This window comes from Agrobacterium sp. InxBP2 (genome assembly GCF_026191755.1).
Lineage (GTDB): Bacteria > Pseudomonadota > Alphaproteobacteria > Rhizobiales > Rhizobiaceae > Agrobacterium > Agrobacterium pusense.
In genome coordinates this window covers 285,368-311,406 of the sequence record NZ_JAINDY010000026.1, presented here as the reverse complement: position 1 = coordinate 311,406, position 26,039 = coordinate 285,368, and the positions used below count along the sequence as shown (strand labels likewise).

Below are 26,039 nucleotides of genomic sequence, written 5' to 3'. Positions count from 1 at the left end.
ATCAGGCGTCCTTTCCGAAAAGTCCGGCGGGGCGGATGAGCAGCACAAAGGCCATGATGACGAAGATGACGATATTGGAGGCCTCAGGGTAGAACACCTTGGTGAGGCCCTCGGCGATACCGAGCATGTAGCCGGTGACGATGGCGCCCATGATCGAGCCCATGCCGCCAACGACCACCACCGCAAAGACGACGATGATGAGGTTTGTGCCCATCAGCGGCGAGACCTGATAGATGGGGGCGGCGAGAACGCCGGTGAAACCCGCAAGGCCGGCGCCGAGCGCGTAGGTGAGCGTCAACAGAACAGGCACATTGATGCCGAAAGCCTGCACAAGGGTCGGGTTTTCCGTCGCGGCGCGCAGATAGGAGCCGAGACGCGTCTTTTCGATCAAGGCCCAGGTGGCGATGCACACGATCAGCGAGATCACGACGACGAAGGCGCGGTAGTTCGGCAGGAACATGAAGCCGAGATTGGTGCCGCCTGCGAGTTCGCGCGGCACCGAATAGGGTTGGCCCGCCGCGCCGTAAAGCCACCGGAACGTGCCTTCCACCACCAGCGCCAGGCCGAAGGTGAAGAGCAGACCATAGAGTGGATCGAGATCATAAAGCCGCGACAGAAGGAAACGTTCGATGATCGCCCCAAACAGCGCGACGACGAGCGGCGTGACGATGAGCGCCACCCAGAAATTGATGCCGAAATATTGCAGGCCGAGAAAGGCGACGAAAGCGCCGAGCATATATTGCGCGCCATGGGCAAAATTGATGACGCGCAGCAGCCCGAAGATGACAGCAAGCCCAAGTGACAGCAGCGCATAGAATGAGCCGTTGATAAGGCCGACCAGCAATTGCCCGAGGAGCGCCTGAATTGGAACGCCGAAGATCATCGTCATGGTTAAACCCCCAGCACCTTGTTAAGCTCGCCCATGCGGGCGGAAAGCTCCCCCACCGGAAAATCGCCGACCATCTGGCCGTGGTCCATGAGGTAGAAGCGATCGGCGATACGGCTCGCAAACCGGAAATTCTGCTCCACCAGAACCACGGTCATGCCGCGGCTCTTCAGCTTCTGCAAAACCTCTCCAATGCGCTGTACGATGACGGGGGCAAGCCCTTCGGTCGGCTCATCCAGCAGCAGCACCTTGACGCCGGTGCGCAGGATGCGCGCCATGGCCAGCATCTGCTGCTCGCCACCGGAGAGCTTCGTGCCGGGGCTGGTGCGGCGTTCGTAAAGATTGGGAAACAGCTCGTAGATTTCATCGAGCGTCATGCCGCCGGCGGCGACGACGGGCGGCAGCATCAGATTCTCCTCGACACTCAATGTCGCGAAGATGCCGCGCTCCTCCGGCACGAAACCGAGGCCGCATTTTGCGGTGCGATGCAGCGGCACCGGCATTAGATCCTTGCCGCCGAGCTTGATGACGCCCTTGCGGTTGCGGATGATGCCCATGATGGTTCGCAACGTCGTGGTCTTGCCCACGCCATTGCGGCCGAGAATGGTGATGGTTTCGCCCTCGCCGACCGTCAGATCGACGCCGTGCAGCGCCTGGCTTTCGCCATACCAGGATTTCAGGTTGGAGACTTCGAGCATTGCCGCCATATCAAGCCTCCTCCGTGCCCATATAGGCCGTGCGCACGCGCGGATCGGCAGAAACCGTGGCATAATCGCCCTCAGCCAGAATTTCTCCACGCTGCAGAACAGTAACGTGATGGCAGATATCGGCCACGACCTTCAGATTATGTTCGACCATCAGCACCGCGCGGGTCTTTGCCACCTCACGAATAAGCTCGGCCACATGCGAGACATCTTCTCCACCCATGCCCGCCATCGGCTCGTCCAGCAGCAGAACTTTGGGATCAAGCGCCAGCGTAGTCGCGATTTCGAGAACCCGCTTGCGGCCGTAAGACAGATCGGCCGCAAGCGCGTGTTTTTCCCGCGTGAGGCCCACCATGGAGATCAGCTCCTCGGCGCGGGCATTCAGCCTGTCCAGCGAAGAGAGCGGCAGCCAGAACTGCGTTGCAAGGCTGTTGGGCCGCTGCAACGCCACCCGCACGTTTTCCAGAACCGTCAGATGCGGAAACACCGCCGATATCTGGAAAGACCTGACGAGGCCGAGACGCGCCACCTTGTCCGGTGGCGTTTTTGTTATATCCGTTCCCATGAAGGTGATCGCCCCGCCTGTCGGCTGGAGAAACTTGGTCAACAGGTTGAAAACCGTTGTCTTGCCGGCGCCGTTGGGGCCGATCAGCGCATGGACGCGGGCGTGATGCACGTCGAGATCGACGTTTTTCACGGCTGCGAATGCGCCGAAGGTCTTGGTGAGACCACGCGCCGAAAGAACGACGCGAGGTTCTGCCTGCCCGGCGGGGGCGGGAGCGATCGTCATGAAACTTTCCCCTTTATTGCGTCAGTCTTTTATTGCGTCACCAGCGGGCAACCGCTCTTTGCGGGGTCCATGAAGGCTTCCTTGCCGGGGATGGTGGCGAGAACCTTGTAATAATCCCAGGGCTGCTTGCTTTCGTCAGGCTTCTTCACTTCCATGAGGTACATGTCGTGGATCATCCGACCATTGGCGGCCACATGGCCATCCTTGGCGAAGACGTCGTTGACAGGCATTTCCTTCATGGCCTTGGCGACGGCGTCTGCATCGTCGGTGCCGGCCTTCTCGATCGCCTTCAGATAATGCAAGACAGCGGAATAGGTGCCGGTGTGAACCATGTTCGGCATGGCCCCGGTGCGTTCCTTGAAGCGCTCGCCAAACTTGCGCGATTCATCGTCGCGGTCCCAATAAAAACCTTCCGTCAGTGTCAACCCTTGAGCTGCCTCAAGGCCGAGACCATGGACTTCGGCTAGCGTGAAGAGAAGCGCTGCAAGGCGCTGGCCACCTGCAACGATACCGAATTCCGCAGCCTGTTTGATGGCGTTGGAGGTGTCGAGACCGGCATTGGCAAGACCGATAACCTTCGCGCCCGAAGACTGCGCCTGCAGCAGGAAGGACGAATAGTCGGTGGTTGCGAGCGGATGGCGCACGGAGCCCAGCACCTTGCCGCCATTGGCCTTGACGAAATTGGACGTATTTTCTTCCAGCGAATAACCGAAGGCATAGTCGGCTGTCAGGAAGAACCAGCTGTCGCCGCCCTGTTTGACGAGTGCGCCACCGGTGCCGACAGCCAGCGAATAGGTGTCATAGGCCCAATGAAAACCATAGGGGCTGCACTGCTTGCCGGTCAGCTCTGTGGTGGCAGCACCCGTGTTGACGGTGATCTTCTTCTTGTCCTTCGAAAGTGCCTGCACGGCAAGGCCCACCGATGACGAGGTCAGTTCCATGATGGAGTCGACCTGTTCGGTGTCGTACCACTGTCGGGCAATATTGGAGGCAACGTCAGCCTTGTTTTGGTGGTCGGCGGTCACCACTTCCACCGGCGCACCGAGCACCTTGCCGCCAAAATCCTCGACCGCCATCTTCGCGGCTTCATAGGAGTATTTGCCGCCGAAATTGGCGTAAACGCCGGACTGGTCGTTCAGGATACCGATCTTGACCTTGCCGTCCGAAATCTCGGCGGCATAAGCGGCGGTGCCGGCGGCCAGTGCCATGGCCGTGGATAAAACGATACTCTTGCGCATGACTTCTCCTCCCAGAGATGATTGCGAGCCTCAGATTGTCTGTGCAGCAGTGAACCGAAACCCTGCACATGAATGGCCGCACCGCCCTCCTCAAAGCGGCGCATCCTGAGCGTAGACTTCTCGAATTCGGCCGTTGACACAAGAGCGTGTCATCATCAAATTGCGAACAGGGACTGTTCATTTTTGAACAGAACTCTTGATGGGAGACAATTATGGCGACCCCTTTCACCTGGGACGACCTGCAATATTTCCTGGCCGTGGCCCGCACCGGGCAGCTCTCATCCGCCGCCAGAAGCCTGCGCACCAGCCACGCCACCGTCTCCCGCCACATCGACCGGCTGGAATTTTCGCTTAAAACCAAGCTCTTCGAGCGGAACCCGCGCGGTTATGAGCTGACGACGGTGGGGCGGCGACTGGTCGATACCGTCGAGCGCATAGAGGCAGAGGCTGAACGGCTGCAATCGGATATTTCCGAAAGCGGCAGCCTGCTGCGCGGCGTTGTGCGCCTGAGCGCTCCCGAAGGTTTTTCCAATTTTTTCTTCGTCGAGAGGCTGAAGGACTTCGCCGCCACCCATCCCCACATCATGGTGGAAATGGTGACGATCCAGCAGATCATGGCGCTTTCCCGAAAGGAGGCGGATGTGGCTGTCACGCTCGATCCGCCGAAGGCCGGTCCCTATATCAATGAACAGATCATCGATTACACTCTGCATATTTACGCCTCACGGTCCTATCTCGCCGGACAGCCGAAAATCACGAAGCGGGAAGACCTGCTCGACCACTTCTTCATCGGCTACGTGCAGGATCTGATCTTTTCACCCGGCCTCGACTACATGCGCGATGTGCTTCCGGGCCTGCGGCCAAATTTCCAGTCTTCGAGCATTTTTGCGCAACTGACCGCCACGCTTGGTGGCCGAGGGCTTTGCATCCTGCCGAATTTCATCGCCGCGCGCTTCCCGGATTTGCAGATGGTGCTTCCGGGTGAGGTCGAGCTGCGGCGAGGTTACTGGCTCACCAGCCATCAGGACTTTGCCAATGTGCCACGGGTGCGCTCCTTGATGGATTTCATCCTCACCACCGCGCGCGCCCACGAAAGGCTCTTTATTCTCAAGCGCGGCATCATGGTCTGAAGTCGCGATCGTTCACATTTCGGCGACACCCTGTCTTCGTCTCGCAGGTTGGAGGATCTGCGCCGTTGCTTATATGAGGGATAACAACGATGTCGCTGCACTAGCGGACATCCTCCAAATCTGGAAGGTCATTATGAAAAAGATCGGATTCCTATCCTTCGGCCACTGGACGCCCTCCCCCCAGTCGCAGACCCGCTCGGCGGCCGATACGCTGCTGCAGTCGATAGACCTCGCCGTGGCCGCAGAAGAACTGGGGGCTGACGGCGCCTATTTCCGTGTGCACCATTTCGCCCGTCAGCTGGCCTCGCCCTTCCCGCTTCTGGCCGCCGTCGGCGCCCGCACGAAAAAGATCGAGATCGGCACCGGCGTCATCGATATGCGTTACGAAAACCCGTTCTACATGGTGGAGGACGCCGGTTCGGCCGACCTCATCGCCGGTGGACGCCTGCAGCTCGGCATCAGCCGCGGCTCGCCGGAGCAGGTCATCGATGGCTGGCGTTATTTCGGTTATCGCCCGGCCGAGGGCCAGAGCGAAGAAGATATGGCGCGTCAGCACACCGAGGTCTTCCTCGAGCTTTTGAAGGGCGAAGGCTTTGCCGAGCCGAACCCGCGGCCGATGTTCCCCAACCCGCCGGGTCTTCTGCGGCTGGAGCCGCATTCCGAAGGCTTGCGCGAGCGCATCTGGTGGGGCTCGAGCTCCAATGCAACGGCAGTGTGGGCGGCAAAGCTTGGCATGAACCTGCAAAGCTCCACGCTGAAGACGGACGAAACCGGTGAGCCTTTCCACGTCCAGCAGGCCCAGCAGATCCGCACGTTCCGGGAAGCCTGGAAGGAGGCCGGGCATGCGCGTGAGCCACGCGTCTCCGTCAGCCGCAGCATCTTCGCCCTCGTGAATGATCGCGACCGCGCCTATTTCGGTTACGGTAACGAAGGCGACGACAAGATCGGCTATATCGACGACAAGACGCGTGCGATCTTCGGACGCAGCTATGCCGCCGAACCGGAAAAGCTGATCGAACAGCTGAAGGCCGACGAAGCCATCGCCGAAGCTGACACGCTGCTGCTGACCGTGCCGAACCAGTTGGGCGTCGATTATAACGCCCATGTGATCGAGACCATCCTGAAGCAGGTAGCGCCGGCACTTGGCTGGCGCTAAATCTGGAAAAATCGTATCATCCACACGCCGTCACCCCGGACTTGATCCGGGGTCCAGCGCGATCAAGTCTTTGATCGCAAAAGAGTCTTTTTACGGCGCAGACGCGCCGTGGCTGTATGCCGGATCTAGTCCGGCATGACGGAGGACGTGCTTTCCCTCCGTTAAAATCCGGGCGGTATACCGCTGCTCTAGTTCAGCGCCTTGCCGTAACGCACGAAGCTTTCCGCCAGTGGTGTCGTGCTCGCACCCGGCTGCTCAGGCCGTTTGTAGACACCATCCCGCACCTGGATCGGTTCTTCGAAATGATCCTTGATCCACGGAATATATTCGAGAATGGTCGACGCCGGATGCCAGTAGCTCAGATGCACATGCACCTGGCTCATCTCGCCGGCATGCGGCACGACAGGCAGGCGATGGGCGAGTGCCAGATCGGCAACCTGGATATATTCGGTGACGCCGCCAAGCCGTGTTACATCCGGCTGGACATAAGCGACGGCGCCGGCATCGATGAAGGAACGGAACGCATCCACCGTATAAAGCTGCTCGCCGAGCGCAATCGGGATAGTGGTATTGCGCGCCAGTCGGGCATGGCTTGTCACATCGTCATACCAAAGCGGCTCCTCGAACCAGTAGATGTCCAGATCCCTCGCTGCCGCACAGAAGCGCTGGCATATGGGCAAATCCCATTTGCCGTTGCCATCGATGGCGATGCGGATGGATGAGCCGACGCGTTTGCGGACGGCAGCAAGCCGGGCGATATCGATATTCGGGTCGTCATGCCCGACCTTGATTTTCAGCCGGGTGAAACCGTCTTCCTCCACCGCCCTTGAGCTGCCTGCAAGCAAATCGTCCAACGAGAAGGAAAGCCAGCCGATATCGGTATTATAAGCTTCCACTGCCGCCGTGCGTGCGCCGCCGAGATAGTGCCACAGCGGCACGCCTGCCTTTTTCGCTTTCAGGTCCCAGAGAGCCACATCGATCGCAGCTAACGCCAGATGGGTGATGCCAGCCCTGCCGACCCATTGGAGTGAGGGATAACGAGCGAGCTTCATCCAAAGCCGTGAATGCTCCGACGCATCCTCGCCGACGAGCAAGGGCGCGTAACAATCGCTGATGCAGGATGTGATCAGCCTGTCCGACGCCAGATGCGCATGGGTGCCGGTGAAACCATAGCCCTCGAGGCCGTCACAGGTGGTGATCTTTGCGCCGACAACACCCCAATGGGTGATGCTGTGGGTGGAATCGGAAATGGAGTCCGATGTCAGCGGCAGGTGCAGGATGAAGGGTTCGACGGCGGTAATTTTCATGATCGGTCATTCCTCGATGCTTGAACGCTTCTGGGGAGGAAAGGCGGAAGTCCCTTTCTGAGACACGCTTTGCCGACTGGGCGGGTGAAATCGCGTCATCTCCCGCGTCCAATGGTTGAACGAGTCAAACCGTCAGGGGATTGCCGGACCGCCCTCCTCCGGCAGCCGGCTTCCGATGGCAGATAGAGCTAACGGAAAAACGGATTTTGTAAAATAAAAAATTTTTTATTTTTAATATTCGATCATTGCCTGCTTCGCAAAGCTGGGCGATGATGTGGGCATGAACACACTCGTCAAAGTCACGCTCGCCGAACAGGCGCACCGGGAACTGCGCGCACGCATCGTCAGCGGCAAATTGCGCGGCGGCGAACGTCTGCTGCCAAATGAACTTGCCGCCGATCTCGGCATCAGCCCGACGCCGGTCAAGGAAGCCTGCCTGAAACTCGAGGCGGATGGGCTGGTGGTCAATTCGTCCCGGCGCGGGATGGTGGTGCGCGACTTCACGGTCGAGGATGTGGAGGAACTATACGCGGCCAGGATGCTGCTTGAAAAAGGTGCGGTGGAAGTGGCCTTCGATGCCGGGCAGCTGGACGGAACGCTGCACGTGGCACTGCTGGAAAGCCTCGACAAACATCGCGCCTTCGCCAAAGGCTCGACGCTGGATGAATTGTCGAAAGCGCTTTTCTACGACCGCAGTTTCCACGCGACCCTGGTCGCAGCGGCGCGCATTCCGGTCATTTCCGGTTCGCATGAGCGCATTCTAGACCAGACCCACACGGTCTTCGTCTCGATCCTCGGTGATTACGCCCGTTCGGTCGAGGAGCACCAGAATATTGCCGATGCCATTGCCGCCGGCAGCAAGGCCCAGATCATCGATGCGCTGTGGCGGCACCTGGAGCGCAGCCGCCAGAACACGCTGCGTCAGGTCCGATTGCTCAAAGAGGCCGGCGCCTGATCATTTAAAAGACAAGTGGAGGACTGCATGCACGAAAACCACGGGGTCGCGATTCCATCAGCGCGAGCCGAGACCATCTCATTCCACAGGGGGATTTTGTGCTGATGATGGACCGGCTTTCCGCTAGAACCCTGCCCCGCCTGCCGCACACGGTCACGACCCCTGCCTATGAGCGCGTGAAAATCACGCCCGGCATCGTGCATCTCGGCGTCGGCGCCTTTCACCGGGCGCATCAGGCGGTTTTCATCGACGATTGCCTCAATCGCGGCGAAACAGGATGGGGCATCGTCGCCGCATCGCTGCGCAGCCCGGACACCCGCGACGCCATCGAACCGCAGGATAATCTCTACACCTTCTGCCTTCGCGATGGCCAAAGCGAGCGCCTGCGCATCGTCGGCTCGATTCTTGAAACCGTCGTCGCCCCGGAAAACCCGGAACGACTGGTGGAGCGGATGGCCGACCCGCGCGTTCTCATCGTGACCCTGACCGTGACGGAAAAGGGTTACCTGACCAATCTCGCCTCCCGCAGCCTGCTGCGCGACCATCCCGATATCGTCCACGATCTCGAAAACCCGGAGCGGCCGCGCTCGATCTTCGGCTTCATCCTTGCAGCGACCCGGCGCAGACGTGCCGAAGGCTCCCTGCCGCTGACGCTGCTGTCCTGCGACAACCTGCCCGCCAACGGCCACATGCTGCGAAAGCTGCTGCTGGAATTCGCGAGCCTTGCGGATCAGGAACTGGCCTCCTTCATCGAAGCCAATATTGCCTGCCCCTGCTCGATGGTGGACCGTATCGTTCCCGCCACCACGGATGCGGACCGGGATGCGATTTCGGCCGCACTCGGCCTCAGCGATGCATGGCCGGTCGTCGCGGAACCTTATTTCCGTTTCGTCATCGAAGACCGTTTTCCCCATGGCAGGCCGGCGCTTGAGAAATCAGGCGTGGAATTCGTCGATGATGTCGAACCTTACGAGCATATGAAGCTGAGGATGCTGAACGGCTCCCACAGCGCCATCGCCGCCATCGGCCAGATTGCCGGCCTTGCGACGGTGGCAGATGCCTGGGCTGAAAAGACCGTGCGCGACTTCATCGACGTCTATTGGCGTGAGGTCGGACGGACGCTGGACCCTGCCGTCGATGGTTCTGAATTCGCAGCCGGCCTGCGGCAGCGTTTCGCCAATCCCTCATTGCAGCACAAGACCATGCAGATCGCCTCCGATGCGTCGCAGAAAGTGCCGCTGCGGATACTTTCACCACTACGAGAATTGCTGGCGAAAAAGGCTGAGTGCGGAGCGGTCATTTTTGCCGTCGCGCTGTGGATCAGGTCCTGCGCAGAGGAGGATGAAAAGGGGCAGCCGATCACCATTCTCGACCCCGCCTTCAGAGAGTGGGATGCGCCGGATCAACTGGCGATGGCTCCGGATGCGGTGGTCGACCGCTTCCTCGCTTTCGAACGCACCTTTGGCAGCGACCTGCCCGCCAACGAAACCTTTGTCCTAGCCCTGAAAGCCGCCTATCGCAACATTCGCGAGCAGGGCGCGCTGGCGGCAATTGGGCGATTCCTGAAGTCCTGAAAAAAGAACAGGCCGGAAATCCGGCCTGCTCCCAACCTTTCGTCAACCGTCAGGCTGTCGCCGCCTGTCTCGCCGCCTTGCGGCGCTCCACGCGGGCGCGAATGGCATCGACGTCAGTGATCGGGGTCGCGGCGAAGAGCTGACGGGTATAGGGGTGCTTCGGATCGGCGAAAAGTTCCTCGCGCGTGCCCTGCTCCACCGCCTCGCCCTTGGAGATGACCATCACGTCATCAGCAATGTAACGCACCACGGAAAGATCGTGGCTGACGAAGACGTAGGTCAGTTCGAATTCCTCCTGCAGATCGCGCAGCAGGTTCAAGACCTGTGCCTGCACCGAAAGATCGAGTGCCGAGACCGGCTCGTCCAGCACCAGCAGCGCCGGGTTCAGCATCAGTGCACGCGCAATGGCGATGCGCTGGCGCTGGCCGCCGGAGAACATGTGCGGATAACGGTTGAAATGCTCAGGACCAAGGCCGACCTTGACGAGCATGGCTTCAGCCCGCTCGCGGCGCTCGGAAGCAGGAATCTTCGTGTTGATGATGAGTGGTTCCATCAGCACGTCACCCACCTTCTGGCGCGGATTGAGGCTGCCATAGGGGTTCTGGAACACCATCTGCACCTTGGAGCGCATTTCCGTGCCGGGACGGCGCCTGGCGATATCGACCGGCTGGCCATCGATCTTCAATTCACCGCCGGAAGCCGGATCGATGAGGGCAATGATGCGAGCCAGCGTCGACTTGCCCGAGCCGGATTCACCGACAATGGCGAGCGTCTTGCCGCGCTCGACGGCGAAATCGATGCCCTTCAGGGCCTGCACCATCCTCGCACCGCCGAACAGGCCGCCGGGAACGTGATAGTCGCGGGTAATGCCCTTGCCTTCAACCACGATACTCATCGAAAGCCCTCCTTGCCGAAGAAATCGGAGACGGTGGGCAGACGGTCGCCGGTGGCATTTTCCGGCAGGGCCGAAAGCAATGCCTTGGTGTAGGGATGCTGCGGGGCTTCGAAGAGGCTCAGCACATCCGCCTCCTCCATCTTGCGGCCCTTATATTGCACGACGACACGATCGGCGGTCTCGGCAACCACGCCCATATCGTGGGTGATGAGGATCAGCGCCATGCCATATTCTTCCTGCAGCTTCATCAGTAGGTCGAGGATCTGCTTCTGAATGGTCACGTCGAGCGCGGTCGTCGGCTCGTCGGCGATCAGGAGACGCGGCTTGGAGGCGATCGCAATGGCGATCATCACGCGCTGGCACTGCCCGCCCGACATCTGGTGCGGATAGGCTTTGAGCTTGGATTCCGGATCGGGAATACCGACAGCACGGAATAGCTCCAGCGCGCGGGCGCGGGCGGCAGCGCCGCTCATGCCGAGATTGAGGCGAAGCACTTCCTCGATCTGGAAGCCGACCGTGAAGGACGGATTAAGCGAGGCGACCGGCTCCTGGAAGATCATGGTGATCTCACGGCCGATCAGCTTGCGGCGCTCCTGCGGCGACATGGCCAGCAGATTGATGCCGTCAAAGACCATCTCATCGGCGGTAATCGTCGCCGTATCCGGCAGCAGGCCCATGACGGCGAGCATCGATACCGATTTGCCCGAACCGGATTCACCGACGATGGCCAGCACTTCGTGTTTGTCCACGGACACATCAATGCCGTCGACGGCGGTGAAGGCACCGGTGGCGGTGGCGAATTTCACCGTCAGGTTCTTGATTTTCAGCAGGCTCATATCTCAGCTCCGCTTCAGTTTGGGATCGAGCGCATCACGCAGCCCGTCACCCATCAGGTTGATGGCAAGCACCGAGATCAGGATCGTCAGGCCGGGAAGGGTAACAACCCACCAGGCGCGCAGAATGAACTCACGCGCTTCCGCCAGCATCGTGCCCCATTCGGAGGCAGGCGGCTGAGCGCCCATGCCTAGGAAGCCGAGTGCGGCCGCATCGAGAACCGCGGACGAGAACGAAAGCGTTGCCTGTACGATCAGTGGTGCAAGGCAGTTCGGCAGGATGGTCTTGAACATCAGCCGGAGATTGCCGGCACCGGCCACGCGCGCGGCCGTGACATATTCACGCCGAAGCTCGCTCATCACCGCCGCACGCGTCAGACGCGCAAAATGCGGCTGATAGACGATGGCAATGGCGATCATCGCGTTGGTGAGCCCCGGCCCAAGGATCGCGACAAGCACCAGCGCCAGAAGCAGCGATGGAAACGCCAGGATGACGTCCATCACACGCATGATGACGGTATCGACCCAGCCGCCGAAGAAGCCTGCGATGAGACCGATGACAATGCCGCCAATGAGCGCGATGGAAACGACAACGATGCCGATGAACAGCGAATATTGCGCGCCGTATATCAGACGGGACAACATGTCACGCCCGACGGCGTCGGTGCCGAAGAAGAATCCGGCACGGCCGCCTTCCTGCCAGACCGGCGGCACCAGTAGCGCATCGCGATATTGCTGGGTTGGATCATGCGGTGCGATGAGCGGCGCAAAAACCGCGACCAGCACGAGGAGAATAAACACGGCAAGGCCGATGACGGCACCACGGTTCTGACGGAAATAGAACCAGAAATCGGCGATCATCCGGCGGCGGATGGCGGCGTCAGAAAGCCTGACGACCGGAGCTGTGGTCACATCGCTCATTTGTGACGGATCCTTGGATTGATGAGGCCGTAGGTGAGGTCGACGAGCAGGTTGACGATCATCACCAGACCCGCAATCAACAGCAGGCCGCTCTGCACGACCGGATAGTCGCGGCGCGAGATGGAATCAATCATCCACTTGCCGATACCCGGCCAGGAAAAGATGGTTTCGGTCAGGATGGCGCCAGCCATCAGCACGCCGATCTGCAGACCGATGGTGGTGATGACGGGGATCATGGCGTTGCGCAGCGCATGAATGCCGACGACACGGGAAGGCGACATGCCCTTGGCGCGGGCCGTGCGCACATAATCCTCGCCCAGAACCTCCAGCATGGCCGAGCGCGTCTGGCGCGCAATGACGGCAAGCGGAATGGTGGCAAGCACCACCGAGGGCAGGATGAGATGCGAAAAGGCCGAGGCGAAGGCGCCCTTCTGTCCCGAAATCAGGCTGTCGATCAGCATGAAACCGGTGACGGAGGGGAAGAAATACATCAGCGAGATGCGGCCGGAAACCGGCGTCCATTGCAGGATACCGGAGAACATGATGATGAGCAGCAGCCCCCACCAGAAGATCGGCATGGAAAAACCGACCAGAGCCGTCGTCATGGAAATCTGGTCGAACCAGGAACCACGTCTGATGGCGGCGATGACACCGACCGGCACGCCGATGAGCGTTGCGATGATGATGGCGACGAGACCAAGCTCGACCGTCGCGGGAAAGAGCGACAGGAACTCGGTGAGAACCGGCTTCTTGGTGACCAGCGAATTACCGAGATCGCCCTGAAGCAGCCGTCCCAGGAAATGAAGATATTGCTGCCACACGGGCTGGGCAAAGCCGAGCTGTTCGGCAAGCTGCGCATGCCGTTCGGGCGAAATGCCACGCTCGCCCGCCATCAGCAGCACGGGATCGCCCGGCAGGACGCGCACGAAGGCGAAGGCAACGATGGTGATCCCGAGGAAGGTCGGAACGAGATAGAGAAGTTTGCCGAGAATGAACCGGATCATGGCTTTTTCCTGAAAAGACGCGCGGAAGAACAGGGTTCTTCCGCGCGTCCGGTTGTTCGGGGATTACTCCGCGATGTCGACGTTTTCGAAGGTGAAGTCGCCAAGCGGGCTCATGGTGAAGCCGGAAACCTTGGCGGACATGGGAACGAACTGCGTGGAGTGCGCAAGCGTCGCCCACGGAGCCTGTTCCTTGAAGATCACCTGTGCCTGCTCATAAAGCTTGGTGCGCTCGGCAACGTCGGTGGTCTGCTTTGCCTTGGCCAAGAGGTCCGAGAACTCCTTGTTGCACCACTGTGCACGGTTCGCACCGCCTTCACCGGTTGCGGCGCAGGACAGGAGAACGCTAAGGAAGTTGTCCGGGTCGCCGTTGTCGCCGGTCCAGCCGAGGATGACGGCGCCGTCGCGCTTCGTTTCGGTGGACTTCTTGAGATATTCACCCCACTCGAAGGAGACGATCTCGGCCTTGACGCCGACCTTCGCAAAATCCGACTGGATCAGCTCGGCGGTACGACGGGCGTTCGGCATGTAAGGACGCTGCACAGGCATCGCCCAGATCTTCATCGACAGATCCTTGACGCCAGCGGCTTCGAGAGCCTTCTTGGCAGCTTCCGGATCGTAAGCATCGTCCTTGATGCTGTCGTTGTAGGACCACATTGTCGGCGGGATCGGGTTCTTGGCAACCTGGCCTGCACCCTGGAACACGGCGTCGATGATCGCCTGCTTGTTCATCGCCATGTTCAGCGCCTTGCGGACTTCCGGCTTGTCGAAAGGTGCAACGGTCGTGTTGTAGGCGAAGTAAGCGACGTTCAGGCCCGGCTGTTCATCGAGCTTGAGGTTCTTGTCGGCGCGGATGGTCGCGAGATCAGCCGGAGCAGGGTATGGCATCAGGTGGCATTCGCCAGCCTTCAGCTTCTGCAGGCGAACGGCGGCGTCAGGCGTGATCGCGAAGATCAGGTCGTCGATCTTCGGGGCGTCACCCCAGTAGTCGGCGTTCTTCTGGAAGCGGATGACCGCGTCCTTCTGATAGGCGACGAACTTGAACGGACCGGTGCCGATCGGCAGGTTGTTGAAGTCTTCCTTGGTGCCGGCCTTCTCAAGCGTATCGGCATATTCCTTCGACACGATGGATGCGAAAGGCATGGCGATGTTGGCGAGGAACGGCGCTTCCGGGCGGGTCAGCACGAACTTGACCGTGTAATCGTCGACCTTGACGATTTCCTTGATCAGGGACGGCATTTCCATGGAGTTGTAATATTCGTAGGTGATGCCTGCGATATACTGGTTCCACGGGTTCTTCGCGTCGCCCTGGCGGTTGTAGCTGAAGATCACGTCGTCAGCGTTGAATTCGCGGCTCGGCGTGAACTTGTCGTTGGAGTGCCACTTGACGCCCTTGCGCAGGTGGAAAGTGTACTCGAGACCATCCTTGGAAACGTCCCACTTTTCCGCAAGGCCCGGCTCTACTTCTGTCGTGCCCTTCTTGAACTCCGTCAGACGGTTGTAGACCGGATGCGCGGAAGCGTCGAAGGTGCCGCCTGCGGTGTAAGGCGACGGATCAAAGCCTTCCGGCGATGCCTCGGAGCAGTAAACGAAGGTCTTCGCCATGGCTGGCATGGCGGAAGTCATCGCAAGTGCAGAAGCGATAAGCAAACTGCGGGTCAGCATTTTCATCTGATGGTCCTTTCCCTCTTTTTCTGAGTTCCTGCGGCCCCCTCCAGGGGCCTACCTTCTTCTGGTCAGCGGCGGCACGGGGATGCCCGTCTCGCCGTTCGGTCTTTGCCTCCCGACCAATTACCCGGCGACCGGCTGAAACAACCGGTCGAGGTTCGTTTCCGGTGGGCAGAACCAGCGCGGCCCTGCCTCCGTCATGTAAGCGATATCTTCGAGACGAACGCCGCATTCCCCATAAACGCACAGCATCGGCTCGATGGAAAAACACATGCCGGGCTCAAGCGCCGTGGCATTTCCTGCAACGATATAGGGTTCTTCGTGAATATCCAGCCCAAGCCCGTGACCCGTGCGGTGCGGCAGACCGGGAAGCTGATAATCCGGGCCAAATCCGGCCGCCTTCAGACTGTCCCGGGCGGCCTTGTCCACCTCGAAACAGGCGGCGCCAACGCGGGCGGCAGCGAAGGCCGCGGCCTGTGCGTCACGTTCGGCATTCCAGAGAAAACGCTGCCGTTCCGTTGGCTTGCCAAAGACATAGGTACGGGTGATATCGGAACGATAGCCATGAAGAATACCACCGAGGTCGACCAGCACCATGTCGCCCTGGTTCAGCGTCTGCGCATGGGGCACGCCATGCGGATAGGCCGTCGCCTCGCCGAACTGCACCGCCACAAAAAGCGGCTTCATGCCAAGGGCAATATGGGCGGCATTGACGAAATCCGCGACTTCCGTGGTGGAGATGCCGGGACGCAGGCCTTCGAACACGGCCTTCTGCACATTATAGCTCGCATCCATCGCGGTCTGAATGAGTGCGATCTCCGCTGCAGACTTGACCTGCCGCTGGGCGACGATCAAGGGCTGAGCGGAAATGATGCGGCCTTCCAGACGCTGCATGAGCGCGGATGCAAAAACAAAGGGCGTAGCCGGATCGATGGCGACGAAGTGACCTGCACAGGCCAGCGCACCGATACGCCTTGCCATCAGGTCGAACGGGCTTTCATCCTCTTCCCAGGTGGCGACTGCGCCGGGGATACGGATCAGGGTCTGGAGTTTCGGTTCCTCGAAGGTCGGGCTTATATAGATCGGCTCGCCCTCGGCCGGCACCAGAGCACCGTGAATACGCTCGGAAAGGCCAAGCGACAGACCGGTATAATAAGTCAGCGACGACGAAGCGTCGAGCCAGACCGCCTTGATGTTCTGCTGGGTCATTCGCGCCTGCAGGCCACGCAACCGCAACCTGAGCTCGTCTTCAGCGATCGATGAAACCGCGATCGGCTGAAACTGCTTCAGCGCCTCTTGAAAGTCTGCCATTCTCTCCCCGCCGCCTTCGGGCGCACGGACACTGGCGTGCCGGCACCTCCCAAGCGTTCTTTTGCCCATGCTTAACCACAGGGGGAAGGCTAAGCAATGGGGCGGGAGGACGCACCGCCACAAAACTGTGCATATTTATCTAGACATAACGAAATCGTGATCGACGCGAGCCTGATTTCAGCAGTCGTTGCCTTGACGCGGAAATCAAAAATCCCCCGGAAATCCAAGGGAGAAACCGGCCCCTTATCCACGCGTCGCGTGCAGCCGGGAAACGGACGCCAATCCACCACGTAAAAAAGAGCCCAGAAAAGGAAAAAGCCTGCCGCGGGAGGAGGTGCGGCAGGCTTCAAACTTGATCGGTGATTGGGAGGAGGAGTACCACCGATCCACATCGAGCGACGCTGGGAGGAGGAGTGCGTCGCTTCGATGATTTGAATATAGCGGGATCTGTGATTTTTAACAGAGCAAGTCTCGCAATGCAGCATTGCATTTCTGCATAGCTCCGGAATGACTGCCCGGTTTTTCGGCACAACCTACCCTACCGCGGGAGGTCAGCTCTCCCGGTAGACCTGGAAACCGGCGAAGGACTGGTTGACTGGCATGAGCTCAAGACTGTTGATGTTGATATGTTTGGGCTGTGAGGCGACCCAATAGATGGTGTTGGCGATATCATCGGCCGTGATCGGATTGACGCCCTTGTAGAGATTGTCCGAAGCTTCCTGATTGCCCCCGGTGCGCACCAGCGTAAATTCCGTTTCGCACATGCCCGGTTCGATTGAGGTTACCCTGACGCCCTTGCCGTGCAGATCCGAGCGCAGACCGAGCGAAAACTGCCGCAGGAAGGCTTTGGTGCCGCCGTATACATTGCCGCCCGTATAGGGATAATGCGCGGCAACAGACGAAAGGTTGACGACGATACCTTTACGGTCGATCAGTGTCGGCAGAAGATGGTGGGTGATGTTCAGCAGACCCGTGATGTTGGTGTTCACCATGGTCTGCCAGTCCTTTAGCGGCACCTGCGGCGCGGGGGCCGTGCCCAGTGCCAGACCGGCATTGTTGACGAGGACATCGATGTCTCGGAAGCCCTCCGGCAAGGCGGCAAGCGCTTTTTCGGCCGCGTCCTCATCGGTGATGTCGAAGGCGGCGCCGTAGAAAGCCGATCCGAGTTCGGCCGCCAGTGCCTCCAGTCGTTCCGCCCGACGGCCCGTGCCGATGACCTTCCAGCCTTCTCTAATGAAGCGTCGGGCCGTAGCCTCTCCGAAGCCCGACGTCGCGCCGGTGATGAGGATGGTTCCGCTCATGATGATGCCTCCACTCTATTCGTTTTTTCAGGGTCAATCGGTGTCAGTAGTTTTTCCGCCGCCGCTGCAAGGCAACGCCGGTAGGCCGCGAGATCCGTATACAAGTCCTCATCGGAAACGTCGCCGACAATAACGTTGCCGCCCCGCCGCAAAATCCCGCCGTGCAGCATGAGATTGTCGACCATGTCGAAATTCTCGATCGACAACCCGTCCGGTCCGCGATACCGGCCCGTTTCATCCACGGTGACAACATTGCCGTAATGCGCCTTGATGCGGCTGAAGTGATTGGCCGCGACATTGGTGTAGGCGAACACCGGCTTGCCCAGCGCGCACATGAAGCCCAGCTCGTAGCTCGTTCCCGTGTCGGCGGCGATGCCGCGAAACGGTGTGAGATTGGCAATCACGGCATCCGCTTCAAGCATCATCCGTTCGTCGACTTCATTGATGTTGCAGCCATGACCGATCCTGGTATCCGCCGGCGGGATCTGCAGATCGCCCGGCGAAAGCGGGATGAAGCCGGCCTCCCGCGCCAGTGCTGCCTTGAGGTCGAGCATTTCGCGCGCATTCGGGAGGAACACTTCCGGTCCGGCGAGATAGATTTTCTTTGTCATCGGGAATTCATGCGATTTGTCAGGAAAAGATTTCCGACCCTAACCCGGGGACTTTCGCAAAGGCAAGTGCCAAGGGCGTGCGGCGTGGCGCGGCGGACCGACCGATAAAACGGTATCGTCCCGCTAGTCTTTCCGTTATAGCCGGAGCAGTAGACAGGAATTTCTGGAGCAGGACATGGCAGCACCCATCCGTTATCACGAAGGCGATATTTCCGCCGAAGATGCCGCGCGCTATACCGGCGCCATCGCCATCGATACGGAAACGCTGGGGCTGGTGCCGCGTCGCGACCGCCTCTGCGTCGTCCAGCTTTCGCCGGGCGACGGCACGGCAGACATCATCCGCATCGCCGCTGGGCAGAAAGAAGCGCCGAACCTCGTGCGCATGCTTGCCGATCCTGCCCACCAGAAGATCTTTCACTATGGCCGTTTCGATATCGCCGTGCTTTTCCATACGTTCGGTGTGACGACCACGCCTGTCTTCTGCACCAAGATCGCTTCACGGCTGACCCGCACCTATACGGACCGGCACGGGCTGAAGGACAACCTCAAGGAAATGCTGGAGGTCGATATTTCCAAGGCGCAGCAATCTTCTGACTGGGCAGCGCAAACGCTTTCCCCGGCGCAGCTCGAATATGCCGCTTCCGACGTTCTTTATCTGCATGCGCTGCGCGACAAGCTGACGGCGCGTCTCATCCGCGACGGCCGCCTTGATCATGCCGATGCCTGTTTCGCGTTTTTACCGACCCGTGCGAAGCTAGACCTGCTCGGCTGGGACGAAACCGACATTTTCGCCCATAGCTGAGCGTTTTCGCCTTCGTTTAAACACTGATTTACCAGACTTGCCTATTCTCGGCCGTAACTTTGGGCGGCCGGGGACTTTCCAGATGATTACTCCGCTACAACAGACGGCGGGCATTGCAGTGAGCGACCTCATGCGCTCGATGGTCGAATCCATCGAGGAACGCCAGCGCGAGGAGCAGGAAAAGGCCAACGGCACCAAGAAGGATAATGCGGTCAGAACGAACCCGCAGCCGGATGAAAGCCAGCGCGTCGCCAATGAGAAGATAAGCGCTTATCTCTTCGGTGCCATGAAGCCGGACCCGGATGCCTTCGCCTCGCTTGTTTCCCGCTTTTCCGCCGCCCTCGGCATCACGCAGGACGTGGATGAATCCAATTTTTCCTTCGCACAAAGGCTTCAGGATGCGCTGACCCTGACCCAGGGTTTCGAAAAAACCGATGCGCGGGGAAAAGCCACCACAATTTCCTTCGCCTCCTTCGATGTTTCGCAGTTGCAGGTCGTCGATGTGCTGAACAACGGCGTCAACGCCAAAACCGATCCCATGGCGGCGCTTGCCGCCCGCATCGCCGAGCGTGCCGGCCTCACCGGAACGGAGGAGGATTTTGGCGCGCAGATGTCGGAGGCCATCATGGCCGCGCGGGCGACCTTGCCCAGGAACGTCAGTGAACTGGAGGAATCGACCGGTCTCGAGGAGCTCGGCATCTCAGCCAGCGCGATGATCGCCGCCATCGCCAATCCTTACGGAGATCAGGCGCGAGCGGTAAAAGATGCGCTCAATGACAAGGCGCAAGGCACTCTCTTCATGACAAGGGAGACCCTGAAGGTCATCCAGCGTCTGGAAGACGTGGCGGATCCCAAGTCCAAGGAAGAATTGCAGGCCGAACGTGGCGAAAAGCGCATTGGCGAAATCAACGATGCGGAAGTGGCAGCCGAACGGGAAGAAGATATCCAGACCCGTGACGCACAGGGCAAGCTTGAGGACGTGCAGGAACTTCAGGACGTCGTGAAGGAGCACATTGACGCCTCCGCCGATGAGAAGACGGATGGCGCAGCCGGCCAGGGCCCCGCCGACATCTCATCGGAAATCGCCCTGATTTCCGTGCTCGCGGCAACGCCGGCGGAAGAGGCCCCACCTGCTGAAGGCGATAACGAGCCTGAGGGAGCGGATGCGGCCACCACGCCGGCCGATGCGGAAAACGAGGCAGAAAAGCTGCTTGATGCACAGGCCGCTGTCGAAGCTGCCGGAACCGACATCTTGCCGATTTCGGTCGATGAAAACGGCCTCTATGCATTGCTGAAGAAAAAGGCGGCATGATTGCCGTCTTGAACTGTCACGTGAGCGAAACATGATGTGAGTTCAGACATGGTCGATATCTCAGGCGTATCAGGCGGCGCCATTCACGATGCCGAACCGAACGCGGCCCAGGCCCTTCTCTCCATGGCGGCTCCGCCCCTCGCGCCGGAGGATGCCGCCATCATTTCACTGGCTGGCGAAGAAGCGACTATCGCGCCCGCAGAAATCCAGCCGGAGCGGAGCTTTCCGAAAGCGAGCTGGCTGGATGCCATGCCGCCGGAGGCGCTGGAAGTCACGGTGAGCGAACCCGATCGTATCTCCTCCGTCAATTCGGACGATAACGGGCTTTATCGCATGTTCATCGGCGTTTCGCCCTGAGCCGGTCCGGCCGGTCGCAATCACTTGGTTAGCCAAATCTTAATATCTGCAGGCGAGGATTCGGCTTGATGATTCTGTGTGCGCTGAAAAGAGCGGGCCTTCGAGCCTATGGTGCACATGGCGCTCCCGCATGAGCGGGCGAGATGACACCTGTATGCCAGCGGCGTGGCGATTTTCAACATTCGAGGCAGATGCGGATCACAGAGCCAATGGGGATTGGCGCTTTCGCAGCCGGCGCCGGCCACCGATTGAAACGGAGCGCAGCATGTTACCGCCTGTATCCAAAGTTTCCGCAGCCGATGCCACCTATGGAGCCTCGCTCGCGCCGGCACAGCGCGCGCAGCCGAAAGGCGTCGTGCAGCCGCAACCAAGCGCTGCCCTTCCCGAACAGAGCGCCAGCCTTTTTTCACGGGCTGCAGTGGCCTCCCTCGCCGGCGAGTTCCAGCTGGCCCGGAGCACCGCAGTCTTGGCGGAAACACTCGGCAAGCTGATGAACCTGCCGCGACGGGACGGCGAAGCCGTCGAAACCTATGTCGGGCGTCTGACGGAAGCCTTACGCGCCCTGCCGCCCGCGCAGCGTCTTGCGCTGGAACAGCAGATTGGCAAAGCACTGCAGGGTCTCAGCCTTTCGATGCTCGCGGAAATCCTGAAACAGCCGACGGGACCGGATGCGGCGCGGCTTGCGCTGCTGATCGAGCTTTCGCGTTACAGGGGGGCCGATCTGGCTGCGAGGGCGGTGGTCTCCTCCTATCAGCAGAATAATTCCGCCAGTCCGGCGCCCGCCCAGCCCGGGCAGCAGCCGACCGCCGCGAACCCCAATGCGGAGTTCCGTTCCAATCCGCCCGCGGCAGCGCAATTGCAGGGCTCCACGACAACCGGCCGTCTGTTGCCGCTGCTCACCGGCCCACTCGCCCTCAGCGGTGCGGCAATGAAGGCAACTCCCGCGGCGCTGACCGCGCAACCGGAAGGAGCCGTCCGGCATTCCGCCGCGCCCGCAAATGCGCCTGACCTGCCAGACCAGCCGGCAAAACCGGAAGGCAGGACGGAAAACACAACGCGTCCGCTTCCGCCGCAGACGGGCAGCATGACAAAAGAAGCGCCGGCAGAGACCCGTCCAGGCAATCCGCCTCGCGCGCAAACCGGCGAAACACGCCCTGCCCTTCCGCCTCGGGAGATGATGAAGACCGAGCAGAAAGACGTCCGCACCGCCTCACCATCAATTTTCGGCCCGCCTGCAACTGATGCAGAGAACGTGGCCAGTCTTGTGCTGGCCGCCACGGCCGGCAAACTGCCGGCGAGAGCAAGCACGACGCAGCAGCCCCCCGCCATGCCGCAGGGCATCGAGCCGCCGCCGCCGGAGGATCAGCCAACCGAAAAGTCGGGGCTGATGACGTCCGCTGCCCACCCAACAGGGGAAGAAGCGGAAACAGTGGCTCACCGGCCTGAAACTCCCTACTCTTCGCGACTCCCGCTGGACCCGGAAGCGAGAATGGCGATGATGGAGCAATCCGCTTCGCAATCGCTGATCGCCGCCGCTTTGGCAAAAGACGGTACGCCGCTGCCGCTCGTCGCTTATCCCCCTGCCGATGATGATTACGAATCAGAAACGCCACCCCGCGGCGGCGGGCCTTTTTCCGACGATGAGGCGGAAAGCGAAAGCGGAGCGGAGTCTGAAAATTCCGGCGATGGCGATGGCCTGGAAGAGCGCATTGCCGCCAATGACGGGATCGACACGCAGGAAAGTCCGACGGCGACGGCCTCCGACGACAGCGCGGAGAATTATTACCTCAAGATGAGCGGCGTTCTCTGAACGCCAAATTGCCTGCCGGCGGATCGCCCAAGAAAAAACCCGCCGGAAAATTCCGGCGGGTTCTTCATTTCAACGATCTAGACGATTATTCGCCGCGGTTCTTCAGAGCCGCGCCGAGGATGTCGCCGAGCGAAGCGCCCGAGTCGGACGAACCGAACTGTGCGACGGCTTCCTTCTCTTCAGCGATTTCCAGAGCCTTGATCGAAAGCATGACCTTGCGGTCCTTCTTCGAGAAGTTGACGACGCGGGCGTCGACAACCTGGCCAACGGAGAAGCGCTCAGGGCGCTGCTCGTCACGGTCACGGGAAAGATCAGCGCGACGGATGAACGAGGTGAGGTCTTCGTGGTTGACGAGCTTCACTTCGATACCGCCATCGTTGACCGCGGTGACTTCAGCGGAAACGACTGCGTTCTTGCGCAGGTCGCCGGAAGAAGCGGCTTCGCCGACAGCGTCCTTGCCGAGCTGCTTGATGCCGAGCGAGATGCGTTCCTTCTCAACGTCAACGTCGAGAACGACAGCCTTAACGACGTCACCCTTGTTGTACTCTTCGATGACCTGCTCGCCCGGACGGTTCCAGTCGAGGTCCGACAGGTGAACCATGCCGTCGACATCGCCTTCGAGGCCAATGAACAGGCCGAATTCGGTCTTGTTCTTGACTTCGCCTTCGACTTCCGTGCCAGCCGGATGGCTGTAAGCGAATGCCTGCCACGGGTTTTCAAGCGTCTGCTTGAGACCGAGCGAGATACGGCGCTTGGACGGATCGACTTCGAGAACGACAACGTCAACTTCCTGGCTCGTGGACAGGATCTTGCCGGGGTGTACGTTCTTCTTGGTCCAGGACATTTCGGAAATGTGGATCAGGCCTTCGATGCCCGGCTCCAGTTCAACGAATGCACCGTAGTCGGTGATGTTCGTGACCGTACCGGAGATCTTCTTGCCAACCGGGTACTTGGCGGAGATGCCATCCCACGGATCCGACTCGAGCTGCTTCATGCCGAGCGAGATACGGTGGGTTTCCTGGTTGATGCGGATGATCTGAACCTTGACCTGCTGGCCAATGTTGAGGATTTCCGAAGGATGGTTGACGCGGCGCCATGCCATGTCGGTGACGTGCAGCAGACCGTCGATGCCGCCGAGGTCAACGAACGCACCGTAATCGGTGATGTTCTTGACGACGCCGTCAACAACCTGGCCTTCTTCGAGGTTCTGAACGATTTCAGAACGCTGCTCGGCACGCGACTCTTCGAGAACCGTACGACGCGAAACAACGATGTTGCCGCGACGCTTGTCCATCTTGAGGATTTCGAAGGGCTGCGGGTTGTGCATCAGCGGGGTAACGTCGCGGATCGGACGAATGTCGACCTGCGAACGCGGCAGGAACGCAACAGCGCCATCCAGATCGACGGTGAAACCACCCTTGACCTGGTTGAAGATGACGCCTTCGACGCGCTCACCAGCTTCGAACTTGGCTTCGAGCTTGACCCAGCTTTCTTCGCGGCGAGCCTTCTCGCGCGACAGAACGGCTTCGCCGAGAGCGTTTTCAATGCGCTCGACGTAAACTTCGACTTCGTCGCCGACCTTCAGCGTGCCGTCCTTGGACTTCGCGCCGAATTCCTTCAACGGTACGCGGCCTTCAACCTTGAGGCCGACGTCGACGATGGCAACGTCCTTCTCGATTGCCGTTACGATACCCTTGGCAACATAGCCTTCGGCAAGATCGTTGGAGGCAAAGGATTCTTCGAGAAGCGCTGCGAAATCTTCGCGCGTGGGGGTAGATACTGACATGAAATCTCCTGATTGCATCCGCGCAATGGCGAATACAAAAGCGCCGGTGGGCTAGTGTTGTTGATACCCGACCCCATGCCCGCCTTTTCAAAAGGCTTTCCGGCGCAAGGACATGTCTTCGGGCAATTCCTGACTAAACGCAGACGGCAGGAAGCCGTTCCGCGAAAAACCTATCTCTTCAGAGCGGCGTCGATGATCGTGCGCGCGGCCTGAAACGCCGCCTCTATACTCATTTCCGACGTATCTAGCAAGTGTGCGTCTTCCGCCGGCTTCAGCGGACTGTCGGCGCGGCCCATGTCGCGCTCGTCGCGTTTTTTCACCTCGGCGAAAATGGCATCATAATCCGCGGTGCCGCCATTGGCCAGAATCTCATCGTAGCGCCGGCGCGCCCGCACGTCGGCAGAGGCGGTGACATATAGCTTCACTGGCGCATCCGGGCATACTACCGTGCCGATATCGCGGCCATCGAGAACCGTACCCGGCTCCCTCAAGGCAAAACGCTGCTGCGCCATCACGAGCGCCCGCCTCACCGGCGTCATCACCGCAATCCTCGACGCGGCTTCGCCAATATCGTGCCGGGACAGGACGGAGCGGTCGAGCCCCGCAAGATCGACCTCCAGGGCGACCTTCTCCGCCACGGCCTCGTCATCCAGCGGCAGGCCCGCGTCCAGAAGCGCCTTCGCTGTCGCCCTGTAGGTCAGCCCGGTATCGAGATGATGAAAACCGTAGGCTTCCGCGATCTTTCGCGACAGGGTTCCCTTGCCCGCCGCAGCCGGCCCGTCTATGGCGATCGTGAAGGTCATTAAGCTTTCCGCCTGTGCATCTGTTATTCATATAATAGAGTGCGACACGCCTTACGATTTATATCAGCATTCCCGCACAGGGGTTGCGCCAAGGCAGGAGGCACCCGAAGTTTGTCTTTGACACGAAAGAGCGCAACGATTAAGGGGACCGGCTATAAATTTTACCGTCTATGCCGGTTTTACGGCGTACACACCGAAACTCATTCGACAATTTGAGGCTTAGACAGTGGCAAAAGCGGAACTTGGTACCAAGCGCACAGACCCCGATACCGGCAAGAAGTTCTACGATCTGAACCGCGATCCGGTCGTTTCTCCTTACACCGGCAAGTCCTGGCCGCTCTCCTTCTTCGAGGAAAGCACAGCTCAGGCAAAGCTCGAGCAGGCTGAAGAAGAGGATGTAGCGGAAGTCGATACCGAAAACACGGAAGTCGAACTCGTGTCGCTGGAAGATGCCGACGGCGACAACAGCGGCGACGATATCCCTGATCTCGGCGACGACGATGACGTTGAAATCGACGACGACGACGACACCTTCCTGGAAACCGACGACGAAGATGACGACGACGACATGTCCGGCATCATCGGCGTATCGGGCGACGACGAAGAAGCTTGATTTTATTCGACAATTCGGCCCGACGACAAAAAAATGACGCCGGGCCGTTTTTTATGCTTGCACTCGTCGGAAAGCCGCAGTAGTAAGCCGCCACCGAACGGAACAACAACCGCTTCGGTTCCCGGAACCGGAAGAAATGCCGGAACCCTTATGGGGCTATAGCTCAGCTGGGAGAGCGCTTGCATGGCATGCAAGAGGTCAGCGGTTCGATCCCGCTTAGCTCCACCAAATTTCCCAAGATAAAATTCATCACGTCAGTAAAATCTGGATCGTGC

The 26,039-nt window shown here is 59.9% G+C and carries 24 protein-coding genes and 1 tRNA gene; 10 read left to right on the top strand and 15 right to left on the bottom strand.

Annotated elements, in window-relative coordinates; translation table 11 throughout:
• Position 1: 1 nt before the first annotated feature.
• Genes K7A42_RS09455 through K7A42_RS09440 form a run of 4 tightly spaced genes read right to left on the bottom strand, consistent with a single transcriptional unit; the run spans position 2 to position 3,618 of the window.
• The gene (locus K7A42_RS09455) at positions 2-889 is read right to left on the bottom strand and encodes a branched-chain amino acid ABC transporter permease (RefSeq protein ID WP_004437878.1); all 888 of its coding nucleotides are present in this window, start codon (positions 887-889) and stop codon (positions 2-4) included.
• Between the two features lie 2 nt (positions 890-891).
• Positions 892-1,593, bottom strand: a complete 702-nt coding sequence (locus K7A42_RS09450; protein WP_112556699.1) for an ABC transporter ATP-binding protein — start codon at positions 1,591-1,593, stop codon at positions 892-894.
• 1 nt (position 1,594) lies between these two features.
• Positions 1,595-2,380, bottom strand: coding sequence for an ABC transporter ATP-binding protein (locus K7A42_RS09445; RefSeq protein ID WP_004437874.1), 786 nt, complete (start codon positions 2,378-2,380; stop codon positions 1,595-1,597).
• A gap of 29 nt (positions 2,381-2,409) precedes the next feature.
• Positions 2,410-3,618, bottom strand: a complete 1,209-nt coding sequence (locus K7A42_RS09440) for an ABC transporter substrate-binding protein (RefSeq protein ID WP_006698064.1) — start codon at positions 3,616-3,618, stop codon at positions 2,410-2,412.
• Positions 3,619-3,830: 212 nt separating this feature from the next.
• On the opposite strand from K7A42_RS09440, the gene K7A42_RS09435 reads away from it, so the two are divergent.
• Together K7A42_RS09435 and K7A42_RS09430 are read left to right on the top strand one after the other, a co-directional pair.
• A complete protein-coding gene (locus K7A42_RS09435) occupies positions 3,831-4,748 on the top strand; it encodes a LysR family transcriptional regulator (RefSeq protein WP_112555399.1) in 918 nt (305 codons plus the stop codon).
• Positions 4,749-4,881: 133 nt separating this feature from the next.
• Positions 4,882-5,904, top strand: coding sequence for an LLM class flavin-dependent oxidoreductase (locus K7A42_RS09430; protein ID WP_044459600.1), 1,023 nt, complete (start codon positions 4,882-4,884; stop codon positions 5,902-5,904).
• Positions 5,905-6,092: 188 nt separating this feature from the next.
• Here K7A42_RS09430 and K7A42_RS09425 read toward each other — a convergent pair whose 3' ends face one another.
• Positions 6,093-7,211 (bottom strand): mandelate racemase/muconate lactonizing enzyme family protein, encoded by a 1,119-nt coding sequence (locus tag K7A42_RS09425; protein WP_112555397.1) that lies wholly within the window; start codon positions 7,209-7,211, stop codon positions 6,093-6,095.
• Between the two features lie 280 nt (positions 7,212-7,491).
• Here K7A42_RS09425 and K7A42_RS09420 point away from each other — a divergent pair, with 280 nt between their 5' ends.
• Complete coding sequence (locus tag K7A42_RS09420; RefSeq protein WP_108081688.1) at positions 7,492-8,166, top strand: GntR family transcriptional regulator; 675 nt, start codon at positions 7,492-7,494, stop codon at positions 8,164-8,166.
• Between the two features lie 104 nt (positions 8,167-8,270).
• A complete protein-coding gene (locus tag K7A42_RS09415; protein WP_112555395.1) occupies positions 8,271-9,740 on the top strand; it encodes a mannitol dehydrogenase family protein in 1,470 nt (489 codons plus the stop codon).
• 49 nt (positions 9,741-9,789) lie between these two features.
• On the opposite strand, the gene K7A42_RS09410 is transcribed toward K7A42_RS09415, so the two are convergent.
• The 8 genes from K7A42_RS09410 to K7A42_RS09375 form a co-directional block, all read right to left on the bottom strand.
• Positions 9,790-10,635, bottom strand: a complete 846-nt coding sequence (locus K7A42_RS09410) for an ATP-binding cassette domain-containing protein (protein ID WP_004437861.1) — start codon at positions 10,633-10,635, stop codon at positions 9,790-9,792.
• Positions 10,632-11,471 (bottom strand): ABC transporter ATP-binding protein, encoded by an 840-nt coding sequence (locus K7A42_RS09405; protein WP_112555392.1) that lies wholly within the window; start codon positions 11,469-11,471, stop codon positions 10,632-10,634. Before K7A42_RS09405 ends, K7A42_RS09410 begins: the two co-directional genes overlap by 4 nt.
• A gap of 3 nt (positions 11,472-11,474) precedes the next feature.
• A complete protein-coding gene (locus tag K7A42_RS09400) occupies positions 11,475-12,389 on the bottom strand; it encodes an ABC transporter permease subunit (RefSeq protein WP_004437857.1) in 915 nt (304 codons plus the stop codon).
• On the bottom strand, positions 12,386-13,393 hold the full coding sequence (locus tag K7A42_RS09395; RefSeq protein WP_004437854.1) for an ABC transporter permease subunit: 1,008 nt from the start codon (positions 13,391-13,393) through the stop codon (positions 12,386-12,388). Before K7A42_RS09395 ends, K7A42_RS09400 begins: the two co-directional genes overlap by 4 nt.
• 63 nt (positions 13,394-13,456) lie before the next feature.
• Positions 13,457-15,061, bottom strand: a complete 1,605-nt coding sequence (locus K7A42_RS09390; RefSeq protein ID WP_037090635.1) for an ABC transporter substrate-binding protein — start codon at positions 15,059-15,061, stop codon at positions 13,457-13,459.
• A 120-nt stretch (positions 15,062-15,181) separates the two neighbouring features.
• Positions 15,182-16,369 carry a M24 family metallopeptidase gene (locus K7A42_RS09385; RefSeq protein WP_112416480.1) on the bottom strand — a complete coding sequence of 396 codons (1,188 nt, stop codon included), beginning with the start codon at positions 16,367-16,369 and terminating at the stop codon, positions 15,182-15,184.
• 551 nt (positions 16,370-16,920) lie between these two features.
• The gene (locus K7A42_RS09380; RefSeq protein ID WP_035210670.1) at positions 16,921-17,670 is read right to left on the bottom strand and encodes an SDR family oxidoreductase; all 750 of its coding nucleotides are present in this window, start codon (positions 17,668-17,670) and stop codon (positions 16,921-16,923) included.
• Complete coding sequence (locus K7A42_RS09375) at positions 17,667-18,281, bottom strand: nucleoside 2-deoxyribosyltransferase (protein ID WP_035210668.1); 615 nt, start codon at positions 18,279-18,281, stop codon at positions 17,667-17,669. The genes K7A42_RS09380 and K7A42_RS09375 overlap by 4 nt, the downstream gene beginning before the upstream one ends.
• A 175-nt stretch (positions 18,282-18,456) precedes the next feature.
• On the opposite strand from K7A42_RS09375, the gene K7A42_RS09370 reads away from it, so the two are divergent.
• The 4 genes from K7A42_RS09370 to K7A42_RS09355 all read left to right on the top strand — a co-directional run bounded on the left by K7A42_RS09370 (position 18,457) and on the right by K7A42_RS09355 (position 22,562).
• A complete protein-coding gene (locus K7A42_RS09370) occupies positions 18,457-19,083 on the top strand; it encodes a ribonuclease D (RefSeq protein ID WP_006698074.1) in 627 nt (208 codons plus the stop codon).
• An 82-nt stretch (positions 19,084-19,165) separates the two neighbouring features.
• Complete coding sequence (locus tag K7A42_RS09365; RefSeq protein ID WP_112555388.1) at positions 19,166-20,395, top strand: hypothetical protein; 1,230 nt, start codon at positions 19,166-19,168, stop codon at positions 20,393-20,395.
• A 48-nt stretch (positions 20,396-20,443) separates the two neighbouring features.
• The gene (locus tag K7A42_RS09360; protein WP_037090631.1) at positions 20,444-20,752 is read left to right on the top strand and encodes a hypothetical protein; all 309 of its coding nucleotides are present in this window, start codon (positions 20,444-20,446) and stop codon (positions 20,750-20,752) included.
• 265 nt (positions 20,753-21,017) lie between these two features.
• On the top strand, positions 21,018-22,562 hold the full coding sequence (locus K7A42_RS09355; RefSeq protein ID WP_112555386.1) for a hypothetical protein: 1,545 nt from the start codon (positions 21,018-21,020) through the stop codon (positions 22,560-22,562).
• Positions 22,563-22,647: 85 nt separating this feature from the next.
• Here the strand turns inward: K7A42_RS09355 and rpsA are convergent, their stop codons facing one another.
• Positions 22,648-24,348 carry a 30S ribosomal protein S1 gene (gene rpsA, locus K7A42_RS09350; protein WP_004437832.1) on the bottom strand — a complete coding sequence of 567 codons (1,701 nt, stop codon included), beginning with the start codon at positions 24,346-24,348 and terminating at the stop codon, positions 22,648-22,650.
• A 170-nt stretch (positions 24,349-24,518) separates the two neighbouring features.
• Complete coding sequence (gene cmk / locus K7A42_RS09345; protein WP_004437829.1) at positions 24,519-25,151, bottom strand: (d)CMP kinase; 633 nt, start codon at positions 25,149-25,151, stop codon at positions 24,519-24,521.
• A gap of 226 nt (positions 25,152-25,377) precedes the next feature.
• On the opposite strand from cmk, the gene K7A42_RS09340 reads away from it, so the two are divergent.
• Both K7A42_RS09340 and K7A42_RS09335 read left to right on the top strand, forming a co-directional pair.
• Complete coding sequence (locus K7A42_RS09340) at positions 25,378-25,764, top strand: TIGR02300 family protein (RefSeq protein ID WP_004437826.1); 387 nt, start codon at positions 25,378-25,380, stop codon at positions 25,762-25,764.
• A gap of 152 nt (positions 25,765-25,916) precedes the next feature.
• Positions 25,917-25,992, top strand: a tRNA-Ala gene (locus K7A42_RS09335).
• Positions 25,993-26,039 lie beyond the last annotated feature (47 nt).